Here is a 12,164-nt window from a genome sequence, read left to right as displayed (position 1 = left end):
CAGTTTACGTCTGTGAGCCGAACGTTCGAGTATGTACGAGGACATCCTCGTTCCGACTGACGGGAGCGATGGCGCGAGCAGAGCACTCGACGAGGCCGTCGACCTCGCCGCGGCGTTCGACGCGACGGTTCACTCGCTGTACGTCGTCGACGTGTCGGCGGTCGGCCCCGAGACCGGGGCAGTCGACCTCGTCGAGTCGTTCGAGCAGATGGGCGAGGACACCACCGACGCGGCGGTGACGCGAGCGCGCGACGCGGGGGTCGACGCCGTCGGCTCGGTCGCGACCGGGCGGCCCCACCGCTCGATACTGGACTACGTCGAGGAGAACGACATCGACCTCGTCGTGATGGGCACGCACGGCCGCACCGGGCTGGAGCGGTACCTCCTCGGGAGCGTCACGGAGAAGGTCGTCCGCACGGCCGAGGTGCCCGTGCTGACGGTGCGCGCGGGCGAGGACGAGACCGAGGAATAACGTCGAGTCGCGCCTCGTACGGGCCGCGGAGTAAGATTCAGGACGGTCCGCGACGAACGATAACGTATGCGATTCGTGATAGCTGTCGACGGGTCGGCCGAGAGCGATCGGGCGCTCGACCACGCCGTCGAGATGGCGACGGCTGCGGGGGCGTCGCTGACGGCCGTCCACTCGGTCGACCCGGACGTGTACGACCGGGGCGGGAGCCGACCGCCGAGCGACAGCGCCGACTTCGAGGACCGCCTCGTCGTCGAGAGCGTCGCCGACGCCGAGGAGCGGGGGAATCGACTCCTCGAAGAGGCAGTCGACCGGGCGGCCGAGACGGGCCTCGATGTCGACCGCGAACTGCTCTACGGGGACCCCGTCGAGACGGTCCCGGACTTCGCGATCACCGAGGGGTACGACGGCGTCTTCGTCGGGCATCGGGGGCTCTCCGACGCGCACGAGCGCGTGCTCGGCAGCGTCGCGAAAGGCATCGTCGAGCGGTCGTCGCTCCCCGTGACCGTCGTCCGGTGACCGGTCAGGACGTCCCGCCGTCGCTCCCGTTCTCGGTATCGCTCTTGTCCGCAGCACCGCTCCCGTCCCCGCCACCGCTCCCGCCCGCACCACCGCTCTCGTTCTCGCCATCGCTCCCGTCACCGTCCCCGGTGAGACCGCCGTGTTCGTCGATCTCTCCCGCCACGAGCCGGGTCGAGGAGATCCGCTCGCCGTCCGCCGCGCGGACGAACGGGACGACGAACCCCTCCATCGGGTCGAGTCCGCGCCGGGCGCGTTCGTCGTTGATATCCGCGAGTTCGTGGGCCGTCTCCGGCGAGACGACCAGCGCGTCGAGCGACGGGTCGGTCGACGCGATGCCGTGTTCGTCCCGGAGCTCTCTGATCTCGACTTCGCGATCCCACTCGTCGAGCGCTTCGAGTTCCTCGCGGATCCGCTCGCGCCGGTCCGCGAAGTCGGGGACCGGCCGCTCGCGTTTGCCGCGAGCGAACTCGTCGCTCGTCAGTGCGACGAGGACACCCTCGTCGCCGCGTTCGAGCGCTTTCCTGAACAGGGCGCGGTGACCGTCGTGGATCGGGCCGAAGGTGCCGGCGACAGCGACTCGCATACCGACGCATCGGCCCCGCGGGAGAAGTGTCTCACGGCCACGGAAGCGCCTGTCGAAGATTTCGCGGGCGGAGCCGGTCGCTGCCGGACGCTGCTGGCGGGCCAGGAGGTCACCGGCCGACGACGGCTCCGGGGGTGACGACGGTGTCGGCGGTCCGTTCGAGTTCTCGCCTGACACGGCCGGGGACGCGCCGCCCGGTCAGCACGACCGCGTCGGCGTCTATCTCGGCGGCGTAGGCGGGCAGTTCCTCGTTCGGACGCCCGTGACAGCACCGCGTGTGCACCCTGATTCCGCGTTTCCGACCGCGCGCTTCGGCCTCGACGAGCAGGTCGTGACCGGCGTCTTCCGCGTCGTCGATCAGGATCTCCGTGGAACTCAGTGCCGGCTCCCCGTAGCGGCCGGTGTCGACGACGTAGAGGGCGTGGACAGCCCCACCGCGGCGCTGTGCCACGTCGAGGGCGTATTCGATGGCGTGGTCGATCTCTGTGGTCGCCGCTTCGGTCGAGTCGACCCCACCGAGCGAGAGCAGTATCGTCCCTGTCATTGTGACGTCCGTACCGAGGCCGATCACGCGTAAATAGGTGCGAGACGGTTCGACCCGGCCGCGGACCGGTAGCCGCCGGCACACTACGGGAGTAAGCTTAACCTGCGAACTCGATTAGTCGGCGTATGGCGACGCTCGACGACTCGGTCTCCGTCGGCGGGGTCGACCTCCCCAACCGCCTCTACCGTGCGCCGCTGCTCGAATGCGCCGGTAACGGCCCCGAAGCGGTGGATACGTTCGTCGACGAACTCGAACCGACCGCGGCGTCGGGCGTCGGGCTGATCTTCCAGGGCGCGAGCATCGTCACGGCCGAGAGCGGCTGCGCGGCGCCGAACATGACCCGCTTTCACGACCCCGCGTTCGTCGCGCGCTGTTCGCGGCTGACCGACGCCGTCCACGACCACGGCGGCCGCATCTTCGTCCAGCTGGCCCACGGCGGCCTGCGGAGCATGGCCGTCTGGCACGCCGGCCACCGCGCCCGGAATCCGGACCACGAGGAGCTCGCCGTCTCGCGGCCGCCTCCGCAACTGCGCGCGCTCGACCGCCTCGGCCTCGTCGATTTCGAGCCGGTCGTCATGTCCACGGCAGAGGTGTACGACCTCGCCGACCAGTTCGGGCGAGCGGCGGGCTACGCGGCCGACGCGGGTTACGACGGGATCCACCTCTCCGGCGCGAACATGGGCATCGTCCAGCAGTTCCTCTCGCCGTTCTACAACCGCCGCGGCGACGAGTTCGGCGACGGGCCCGCCGAACCGCCGGGCAGCGGCGGCGTGCGCTTCCTGGAGGCGGTCCACGACGCAGTTCGAGAGCACGCTGGCGACGTGCCGCTGGCGACGAAAGTGCCGGCCGAGACCGCCGCACCCCGATTCGTCCGCCGCTCGCTCTCGCGCGACGACGCGGTCGGAATCTGCGAGCGAGTCGCCGCGATCGGCTACGACGCCGTGGTCCCGGTCGAGGTCTCGACGTTCTGGGACATGAGCGTCGTCCGCGGCGCGTACCCGGACCGCGCCTGGGCGGCCGAAGACCTGCGGCGCGGCTACGCCGAGGCGTTCGGCGGCCCGTTGCGTGCGAAGGCTATCGCTGCGCTGAATCGGTTGCAGAGCCGCCGGTTCCCGCGTGAGGCCGGCTGGAACGCCGACCTCTGCCGACGGGTGCGACGGAGGGTCGACGTGCCCGTCCTCTGCGAGGGCGGCGTCCGCGAACGGGGGGCCTGTGACGAGTTACTGGGCGCGTCGGGCGGGGAACCGGCCTGTGACCTGGTCGGGATGGGTCGGCCGTTCTACGCCGAGCCGCGGCTTGGCGCGCGACTGCTCGGTCAGGCGGGCCAGCGCGGGGATTCGGCGGCGCTGTGTGCCAGTTGTAACAACTGTACCGTCCCGCAGGTGACCGGCGCGCCGGGCACGTGTCGGACGCCCTCGGTCGTCCGCGAACGCGCTCGCCTGGAAGGGGAGGGCGTCTACGAGGAGGGGGACTGAGGAGGGGCAACGACTGGTCGGTGACGGCGAGCCGTTCACACCGTGGGTCCGTCGAAGTCACACCGTGAGTCGCGGACGCCGATCGTACCGACCGCAGAGGCAGTAGCGGTGGTTCTCACAGGTCGGTTGTACACAAGCCGAACGCGCAGAAAACTCGTCTCAGTCGTCGTCGGGGAGTTCGTCGACGAGGACGACGGCTTCGCCGTCGATGATGGTGGTGCCGTCGTCGACGACGCGGGTCGTCAGGCGGTACTGGTCGTCGCCCAGATCTTCGACGATCTCGCACTCGGCGGTGAGGCGGTCGCCGAGGCGGACGGGGTTGTGGAACTCGAGATCCTGGGAGAGGTAGATAGTCAGGCCGGGCAGGCGGGCGAGTCCGGCGCTGATCAGGCCGCCCACGAGCGTCCCGTGGGCGATGCGGCCCTTGAAGCGCGTCTTGCTCGCGAACTCGTCGTCGAGGTGGAGCGGGTTGGTGTCGCCGCTCGCGGCGGCGAACGATTTGACGTCCCGGTCGGAGAGCGTCTTGGTGAATTCGACCCGGTCGCCGACGCCGAGGCGTCCGCGGTCGTGTTCCGTCAACTCGACGTGCCACTCGGGCAGGTCCTCGTCGGCCTCGATCCGGTCGACGGCTGCTACCCCATCCTCGTCGGACGAGGGCGAGACGCCGAACGCCGCGAACGCCGCCCGGTTGGCCGCGACAACGCTGTTGAACATGTGAGACGACGTCTGCGTCCACGTGTCAAGCAGCGCGTTTCGGTGCGGTTCAGAACTCATCGATACCCTCGTTTGGGTTTGATGCTATTAAAACGTAGTGGTACGGAATAACACGGAAACGCCCGAGAGGCGGTCTCTCAGCCGTCTCTACGGGATACGGGGGGCTTACTACCGGAAGTTTCTGCAGCGATAGAAAATCCGACTTCCGCCGAGGCTGGTTACCCTCGCCAGGCGCCAGTAACGACGGATTACCGCACTTGATCGTGCGAGTGCGCGAACACGTCAGCCCGGATAGTTCCCGCGTCCGTTCTCGGTGGTACCCCGTTCGTTCCTCGACGATTCCCGGAACCGGCTCCCGGGGACACCGAGATCTGCCCCCGTGGGATCGCTCACTGGGAATCGGTTCGGTCGCTCACCCGCACCGTGAGCCCACGGTCCTCCCGGGGCCCACTTCCAGGACTGCGCCGCTCCGTCGACCGACCGGGAGTCCCAGCCCGCGGACCAGCCAGCGAGTGCCGATCCGTTCGGACTCAAATCGACTCGGTCCGATCCAACTCGGCCGGCCTGACTCGGTCCGATCCAACTCGGCCGGTCTGACGCTCCCCGATTCGACACGGTTCGATCCGACCGATAGATCCGATTCGAACACCGGGGAAACGCACCCCGATCCATCCAATGGTAGCGAATGGTACCAGATGGTATTCAGCGCAACCCTTATGTGTTCGAGGGGTGTAGATACTGTTGACCGATGACCGACGAGAACGACGGTCCGACGTGGCCGCCGATGTTTCGAGGCTGGCAGGAGGCCGGCGAGCAGGCGATGGAACAGCAGCAAGAGATCATCAGTCAGATGATGCAGACTGGCGCCGGCGGGCTGGACATGAACCAGCTCGGCGCGATGAGTCAGACGGCGACGTTCAAGACTCGCGTCCAGTCCGGCGGCCGGATCTCCATCCCCGACGCCGAGCGCGAAGCGCTCGACATCGAGGAGGGAGACATCGTCCAGACCGTCGTCATCCCGGTCAAGCGAAATCGAGAGTGATACACATGGCATACACGACCCCCATCACCACGGCGTTCGAGATGCAGCGCGCGACGATCGAGCAGAGCCAGAAGGCTCTGGAGCAGACCATCGACTTCCAGCAGACGGTCAACGCGGCCGTCGTCGACAGCTTCGACAGCCAGCAGTCGGCCCAGCGTCGCGGCGTCGAGCTGTCCCAGACGCTCGCCCACAGTTACCTCGACGTCGTCGAGTCGAGCGTCCCCGGCGCCGCCGGCACCGTCGACGAGGTCCGCGCGGCGGTTGACGAGCAGTACGACTTCCTCCTCGACAACCACGCGGAGGTCTTCGAGACCGTCGCCGACGAGTACGAGCAGGGCGTCGACGCCTACGACGAGCTGGCCGCCGACTACGTCGAAGCGCTCGACGAGCAGGTCGCGATGCTGGTCGAGGCCCACGAGGAGCTCGAGTCCCAGTCGGTCGACGTGGCCGAGCAGTGGGGCGAGCAGCTCGAGTCGCTCCAGGACCAGGTCGAGGACCTGCAGGACCAGGTCAGCGACGTCCAGGAGCGCGCCGCGCAGGCCGTCGAGGCGTAGAACACGGTTTTTTCTTTCAGTACACCGGAGACATACCCATGAGCAACACCAACGAGATGCAGGAGATGCAGGATCAGTGGACAGAGATGGTCGAGGAGATGAACGACGCGGTCGCCGACTCCCTCGAACAGAACATGAAAGCCCAGGCCGCGTTCGTCGAGTCGTGGGCCGAGGCCGTCGAGGACTCGGTCCCCGAGGAGGACGCGATGGCCGAGGGTTTCCAGGGCTACAACCGCGCCTACGAGGTGTGGATGGACGCCGCCGAGCAGATGTTCGAGCGGACGACCGACGCCGCACAGGGCGAAGACGTCGCCCCCGCGGAGTACCGCGACATCTGGCTGCAGTCGGCCAACGAGGCGTTCAAGGAGGTCATGTCGACCAGCGCCTTCGCCGCCGCGAACGGCCAGCTCGTCGAGCGCATGATGGAGATGCGCCGCGAGGCCGACGACGTGAGTCAGGACACGCTCTCCCAGATGGGCTTTTCGACCCGGGACGACCTCGACGAAGTCGGCGAGCGGCTCGTCGAACTCGAACGGCGCCAGCACGACGTCGAACAGAAGCTCGACCGCATCCTCGACAACCTGGAGGAGTAAGATGGCGAGCGAACGCGTAGACCCGTTCAACCCCATCTCGATGGCCCTGGACGCCCAGCGCACCGCGCTGGAGACGATGACGCAGGCGACCGAGAGCAACGCCGACCTCCCCGAGGCGCTGGCGACCGTCGAGACCGTCGACGTCGGCCAGACGCCCAGCGAGGTCGTCTACCGGGAGAACAAGCTCGAACTCCTCCACTACAAGCCCGAGGAGGCCGGTATCGAGCCGGAGGAGACCCACGACGTCCCCATCCTCATCGTGTACGCGCTGATCAACAAGCCGTACATCCTCGATCTGCAGCCCGAGCGGTCGGTCGTCCGGCGCCTGCTCGAAGCGGGCCACGACGTCTACCTCATCGACTGGAACGAGCCCTCGCGGATGGACCAGCACCTCACGCTGGACGACTACGTCAACCGCTACATCGATAACTGCGTCGACGAGGTGCGCGAGCGCTCCGGCCAGGACGCGATCAACATCCTCGGCTACTGCATGGGCGGCACCATGTCGGCCATGTACGCCGCGCTCCACCCCGAGAAGGTCAACGCGCTCGGTCTGATGGCCGCGGGCCTCTGTTTCCAGGGGACCGGCGGCATCCTCGAGGAGTGGGGCTCCGACGAGTACTACGACCCCGAGGAGGTCACCGACACGTTCGGGAACGTCCCCGCGGAGTTCCTCGACGTCGGGTTCGCGCTGATGGACCCGGTCGACAACTACGTCTCGAAGTACATCCGGTTCTACGAGAACCTCGAGAACGAGGGCTTCGTCGAGAACTTCGGCCGCATGGAGCGGTGGCTCTCCGAGGGCATCGACGTCGCCGGCGAGGCCTACGACCAGTTCCTCACCGACCTCTACCAGGAGAACAAGCTCTATAAGAACGAGATGTACCTCGACGGCCAGCACGTGAACGTCGAGAACATCGACATGCCCGTCCTCCAGATCATGGGCGAGTACGACCACCTCATCCCCGCCGACGCCTCCAAGCCGTTCAACGAGGTCGTCGGCTCCGACGACGTGACCACCATCGAGTACGCCACCGGTCACATCGGCCTCTCGGTGTCCTCGTCCTCGCACGACGAGGTCTGGCCCGAGGTCTGCGAGTGGTACGCCGACCGCGCCCCCGAGACCGACGAGGAGTCCTCCGAGACCGCCGGCGCCGCGGCCGACCCCGACGACGTGACCCCGGCGGAGGAAGCCGCCGAGGAGGAGGCCGCAGAGCCGGGTCCGGCCGCCGAGGAGGAAGCCGTCGCCGAGACGGCCGCCGAGGACGAACCCACGAGCCCCGACGTGGACACCGTCGCGGGCATCGGCCCGACCTACGCCGACCGCCTGCACGAGGCGAACATCACCACCGTCGCCGACCTCGCGGCCAGCGACCCGGTCGACGTCGCGGACATCACGGGTGCGCCCGTGTCCCGCGTCGAGGACTGGTTCGAACAGGTCGAATAAGGCCACTCGTCACTCGCTCTCGATTCCGCGTTTCGCTTTCGCCGCTCGGTTCCGCCGCCCGTTTTCGCCGTCACTGCAGGTCCGACAGCCGCGCCGCCGCGAACGGGACGACCATCTCGCGGGGCGTGAGACCGCCGTGCATCCCGACGTGCGACACCACGTTCTCCACGGCGGGGTGTACCAGCTTTCTGTTCGGGTGCGTCAGGACGAGGTCACCGGACCGCCGCTCGAAGACCGGACCGTGGTCGAGTCCGTACAGTCCCAGCTCCCGCACTTCCTCGCGGGTGAAGGCGTCGACGCCGTGCGGTTCGAGCGCGTCGACGACGTCGTGGACCGCTCCGTCACGGACGGCGAGGTGCGTCAGTCGGGGGTCGGCGAACGGTGGCGTCGGCTCCCCCGACGGCCGCCGCTCGAGCCCGTCGGTCAGGCCGTCGACGGTCGACAGGTCGAGACAGCCCGCCGGTCCGGGTTCGAGGTCGACCATCCCGTGGTCGGCGGTCGCGATCAACAGCGTCTCCGCGGCCGTGTCCGAGTCGAGCCGGTCGTAGAGTTCCAGGGAGAGACAGCGTGTCAGCGTCGCCAGCGCGTCGTGGTAGGCGCCGGAGTCCGTGCCGAACTCGTGGGAGGTCGCGTCCAGCTGCGGGAGGTACGCGTAGGTGTAGGTCTGCCCGCGGGCGGATTCGAGGACCCGACGCACGGCCCGTGCCGTCTCGCGCGGTCCGTCGGCGGGAGTCTGCTCGGCGCCGCGAAACGTGGCGTCGGCGTAGTCCGTGCCGAGGGTTTCCGGCCCCTGGACGACGTGCGCCGCGACGCCCGCGTCCGCCAGCGTCGGGTAGACGGGCTCGGCGGCCACCAGTTCCGCCGACTCGACCGTCGGCATCCGGTCGCCGGCCGGGTCGGCGACGTCTTCGCGAACGGTGTGCGGGAACGCTCCGACGATGTCGTCGTGCTCGGCGAGGTGAACGTCCCAGCCGAGGACCCCGTGTTCCGCCGGCGTGGCCGCCGTGTGGAGGGTCGTGATAGCCGTCGCCGTCGACGACGGGCAGACGCTCGTCAGCGGCGTCACGGCGCCGCGCTCCGCGAGGCGCGACAGGAACCGGTGGTCGTTCCCGTCGCGGCGCCACCGCTGCCAGCCGAGGCCGTCGAGGAGGACGACGACGACGTGCGAGACGTCCGCGTCGATGTCGATCGGCAGGCCCGCAGGCAGCGATCGACCGACGTCCACGCCGAGGGCGCCCGCGGCCGTGCCGGGTACGTTCGCGAGACAGTACCCCTCGTAGTCGGGGACCACCATCCCGTCGTGGCTCTGGCGGTCGAGGAGGGCGGCGCTCGCGTCGGTCGGGCCGACTGTACCGACTGCGTCGTCCGTGGGAGCCATCGGCTAGTGACTCAAATTTCGAGTGAATAAGTTTTCTGTCGGTAAGTGCTGATTTACGGGGGCGGACGCAAGCCGTCGCCATGCGAGTCAGCGTCATCGGCGGCGGCGTGGTCACCGAGGAGCAAGCGGCGACGGCGGAACGACTCGGCCGGGAACTCGCCGAGCGCGGCCACGAAGTGGTCTGTGGCGGTCTCGGCGGCGTCATGGAAGCGGTCTGTCGCGGCGCGAGCGCGGCCGGTGGACGCACTATCGGGATCCTCCCGACCGAGCGCCGCGCCGACGCGAACGAGTACGTCGACACCGCCATCGCGACGGGGATGGGCAACGCGCGGAACGTTCTGGTCGTCATGAACGGCGACGCCGTGGTCGCCGTCGACGGCGGGACGGGGACCCTCTCGGAACTGGGTCACGCGCTCGACTTCGGCAAGCCCGTCGCGGGTATCGGAACGCACCGGATCGAGGGGATAGCGGGAATCGAACACGTGGAATCGGCGCCAGCGGCCGTGGATTCGGTCGAACGCCGGGCCTGAGAGGGCGCTGGGCCTGAGAGGACGCTGGGCCTGAGAGGACGCTGGGCCTGAGAGGGCGCTGGGCCTGAGAGGGCGCTGGGCCTGAGAGGACGCTGGGCCTGAGAGGACGCTGGGCCTGAGAGGACGCTGGGCCTGAGAGGACGCTGGGCCTGAGAGGACGCTGGGGTCTGAGCGATCGCCGTGCGGTCGTCGCGGGTGGCGTCGTCCCCTACGCGACGTCCAGCGCCGCCAACCCCTCGTCGACGGCGGCGGGCGTCGCCGACGCGATGGCCTCGATGCCGACGTAGACGGCGAGTTCGTCCGCGACGTCCGCGACTTCGACCGGGTCGTCGTAGCGGCTCAGGTCCCGCTCGACGTAGTCGAACCAGCCCGTCAGGTCGGCGAGCACCGTCCGCCCGAGCCGCTCGTCGGCGCACGCTCCCGGCGCGTCCTCCATCGCAGTGACCGCCGCCCGTCGGATCTCGAGGACGTCCTCGACGTCCTCGACCGTCCGATAGTCGCCGGCCTCGACGCGGTCGCGTACCGTTTCGAACGCGCCGATCTCCGCGAGGCCGTCCACCCGCCCGAGGAGCGTCGTCGCGGCGCCGGGGTCGTCCGGTACTCGCACCTCGTACGGGAGGTCCGAGTGGAGGCTCCGGAGGGCCTCGCCGACCACGGTCCGCTCCAGGTCGCCTTCGAACTCGGCGAGCACGTCCGCGTCTTCGCCCGGCAGGTCGGCCAGCCGCGAGTCGATCGTCTCGTCCAGCGAGTCGTGCGCGGCGAGAACCCGCTCGCGGATCGAAGTCGGGTCGGAGAGCGAGTCGACGAACTGCTCGTAGACGTGGCGAGCGTCGGCGAGCGCCGCCTCCCCTTCCTCCACCGCGCCGGCGTGCTCGCCCACGACGAGCGCGGTGTCGAGCTCTTCCCCTGCGGACCTGAGCACGCCGTCGTCGGCGGCGTCCGCGAGCCACCGATCGACGACGTCGTGGACGATCACCGCGCGGACCGGGTCCACGCCGACGAACTCGCGCTGCTCGCGGAAGGTCTCGACGTCTGCGACGTGTGACTCCCACGCCTCGCGCACGTCCGCGGCGGTGAGTTCGTCCCGCGTGTACGCCCAGGTCGCCGCGACAGTTCTCGCGGGACCGCGGGCGTGTGCGAGGAGTTCGAGGCGCTCGCGCGTCCCCGCGACCTCGACCGCTTCCGCGAGGTGGGTCCGCGCGTGTTCGGCGTGGTCGTGCACGTCTTCGCGCATCGCGCCGTTAGGCAGTTCGTCGGCGGTAAGGGGTAGCGGTGCGGCCGCCAGCAGCGAGTACGCTCGCTCGCGCGACGTCGCGACGTGGGCCTGTTTCACGTCGACCGGGAGCGGTTCGGCGATCTGCGGGTAGTCGCGACTCGCGATCTCGGCCACCTCGCCGCCGTCGACCTCGACCGGCCCGGACCCGAGGAACTTCGGGACGCCGCAGCCTGCCAGCAGCGCGGCGCCGCCGACGGCGAGCGCGCCACGTCGAGTCACTCGGGGACCGGCCGGCCCCTCCGTGTCGTCGGTCATCGGTCGCCCCCGTCGGCCTCCGCGGTGGCGGTCGGCGAGGGTGTTCCGGTCGTGGGTCCGGCATCTGTCCCGGTCTCGGTCCCCGACGCGCCCGCGGCCATCGCGCCCGGTTCGCCGCGCTCGCCCGGCAGGGCGAAGCAGTGGCCGCTGCCGACGCCGGTCCCGCTGCCGGTGATCCGGTCGGGGTCGAGCGCGACGGGCAAGCGGACGACCGTCGCCTGCGCGTGGCGGGCGTCGGCCTCGCACGGGACGTCGTGGTCGCGGAGGAACCTGCCGTAGCGCGTCTCGACGTCGTCGTCGCTCCAGGTGACGTGACACAGTTCGAGCCGGTAACACGCGCCGACGGGATAGTTGTCGACGAGTATCGTCTCCGTCTCGAAGTCGGTCGCCGCGACGAACTCCCGGACCGCGTCGGGCGGGTCCGAGAGGTCGCTCCAGGTGGCGTCGTCGTCGATAGTGAACGTCTCCGCGGTGGCGGTGTCGGCGATGAGACCGTCGCTGACGCGATTTGCCTTCCGTGCGGTCTCTGCGTCGGTCGGGAGTTCGTCCGCGTCGTGGGCGAACCAGAGGAAGGGCTCGCCCCGATCAAGTCCCTCGGCGCGCAGGACGAGACGGTCGGGGTCACTGGCGACCTGGTCGCCGCTCCGCCGGGGGACGGCCGGCGTGCCGCTCGGCGGGTTCTCGCGGTTGATGCCGGTTATCGTGTCGTTACAGCCGGCCAGTCCGGCGATCAGGCCGACGGCTCCCTGGAGGGCGCGGCGTCGTGTGAGCGGGGGCATCTG

Annotated in this window: 13 protein-coding genes and 1 pseudogene; 8 read left to right on the top strand and 6 right to left on the bottom strand. The window is 69.3% G+C overall.

Annotated features, from left to right (window positions below; genetic code table 11):
• Positions 1-31 precede the first annotated feature (31 nt).
• Positions 32-472 carry a universal stress protein gene (locus tag ACMGFE_RS14435; protein ID WP_436925914.1) on the top strand — a complete coding sequence of 147 codons (441 nt, stop codon included), beginning with the start codon at positions 32-34 and terminating at the stop codon, positions 470-472.
• A gap of 66 nt (positions 473-538) precedes the next feature.
• Positions 539-988: a universal stress protein gene (locus ACMGFE_RS14430; RefSeq protein ID WP_436925913.1), complete on the top strand. Its 450-nt coding sequence runs from the start codon at positions 539-541 to the stop codon at positions 986-988.
• Between the two features lie 139 nt (positions 989-1,127).
• On the opposite strand, the pseudogene ACMGFE_RS14425 reads toward ACMGFE_RS14430, so the two are convergent.
• Positions 1,128-1,574: pseudogene (locus ACMGFE_RS14425) on the bottom strand (phosphopantetheine adenylyltransferase); the annotation flags it as partial.
• 109 nt (positions 1,575-1,683) lie between these two features.
• A complete protein-coding gene (locus ACMGFE_RS14420) occupies positions 1,684-2,118 on the bottom strand; it encodes a universal stress protein (protein WP_436925912.1) in 435 nt (144 codons plus the stop codon).
• 125 nt (positions 2,119-2,243) lie between these two features.
• Here ACMGFE_RS14420 and ACMGFE_RS14415 point away from each other — a divergent pair, with 125 nt between their 5' ends.
• A complete protein-coding gene (locus ACMGFE_RS14415) occupies positions 2,244-3,593 on the top strand; it encodes an oxidoreductase (RefSeq protein ID WP_436925911.1) in 1,350 nt (449 codons plus the stop codon).
• A 159-nt stretch (positions 3,594-3,752) separates the two neighbouring features.
• Here ACMGFE_RS14415 and ACMGFE_RS14410 read toward each other — a convergent pair whose 3' ends face one another.
• Complete coding sequence (locus ACMGFE_RS14410) at positions 3,753-4,307, bottom strand: MaoC family dehydratase (protein ID WP_436926100.1); 555 nt, start codon at positions 4,305-4,307, stop codon at positions 3,753-3,755.
• A gap of 748 nt (positions 4,308-5,055) precedes the next feature.
• Between ACMGFE_RS14410 and ACMGFE_RS14405 the strand changes: the two genes are divergently transcribed.
• From ACMGFE_RS14405 to phaC, 4 genes are read left to right on the top strand one after another with little or no spacing between them, the layout of a single operon-like run.
• A complete protein-coding gene (locus ACMGFE_RS14405; protein WP_436925910.1) occupies positions 5,056-5,349 on the top strand; it encodes an AbrB/MazE/SpoVT family DNA-binding domain-containing protein in 294 nt (97 codons plus the stop codon).
• 5 nt (positions 5,350-5,354) lie between these two features.
• Positions 5,355-5,903 (top strand): hypothetical protein, encoded by a 549-nt coding sequence (locus ACMGFE_RS14400; protein WP_436925909.1) that lies wholly within the window; start codon positions 5,355-5,357, stop codon positions 5,901-5,903.
• A gap of 38 nt (positions 5,904-5,941) precedes the next feature.
• Positions 5,942-6,496 (top strand): poly(R)-hydroxyalkanoic acid synthase subunit PhaE, encoded by a 555-nt coding sequence (locus tag ACMGFE_RS14395; protein ID WP_436925908.1) that lies wholly within the window; start codon positions 5,942-5,944, stop codon positions 6,494-6,496.
• A 1-nt stretch (position 6,497) separates the two neighbouring features.
• Positions 6,498-7,943 (top strand): class III poly(R)-hydroxyalkanoic acid synthase subunit PhaC, encoded by a 1,446-nt coding sequence (phaC, locus tag ACMGFE_RS14390; protein WP_436925907.1) that lies wholly within the window; start codon positions 6,498-6,500, stop codon positions 7,941-7,943.
• 70 nt (positions 7,944-8,013) lie between these two features.
• On the opposite strand, the gene ACMGFE_RS14385 is transcribed toward phaC, so the two are convergent.
• A complete protein-coding gene (locus ACMGFE_RS14385) occupies positions 8,014-9,321 on the bottom strand; it encodes an alkaline phosphatase family protein (protein WP_436925906.1) in 1,308 nt (435 codons plus the stop codon).
• Positions 9,322-9,401: 80 nt separating this feature from the next.
• Between ACMGFE_RS14385 and ACMGFE_RS14380 the strand changes: the two genes are divergently transcribed.
• Positions 9,402-9,851: a TIGR00725 family protein gene (locus ACMGFE_RS14380; RefSeq protein WP_436925905.1), complete on the top strand. Its 450-nt coding sequence runs from the start codon at positions 9,402-9,404 to the stop codon at positions 9,849-9,851.
• A gap of 208 nt (positions 9,852-10,059) precedes the next feature.
• On the opposite strand, the gene ACMGFE_RS14375 is transcribed toward ACMGFE_RS14380, so the two are convergent.
• Together ACMGFE_RS14375 and ACMGFE_RS14370 are read right to left on the bottom strand one after the other, a co-directional pair.
• On the bottom strand, positions 10,060-11,382 hold the full coding sequence (locus ACMGFE_RS14375; RefSeq protein ID WP_436925904.1) for a hypothetical protein: 1,323 nt from the start codon (positions 11,380-11,382) through the stop codon (positions 10,060-10,062).
• Positions 11,379-12,161, bottom strand: a complete 783-nt coding sequence (locus tag ACMGFE_RS14370) for a hypothetical protein (RefSeq protein WP_436925903.1) — start codon at positions 12,159-12,161, stop codon at positions 11,379-11,381. The genes ACMGFE_RS14375 and ACMGFE_RS14370 overlap by 4 nt, the downstream gene beginning before the upstream one ends.
• Positions 12,162-12,164 lie beyond the last annotated feature (3 nt).

The sequence above is a fragment of the Halosimplex amylolyticum genome, assembly GCF_051414035.1.
Taxonomy (GTDB): domain Archaea; phylum Halobacteriota; class Halobacteria; order Halobacteriales; family Haloarculaceae; genus Halosimplex; species Halosimplex amylolyticum.
Note: the sequence above shows the minus strand (reverse complement) of the source record. Positions and strands in the feature narration are given on the sequence as shown.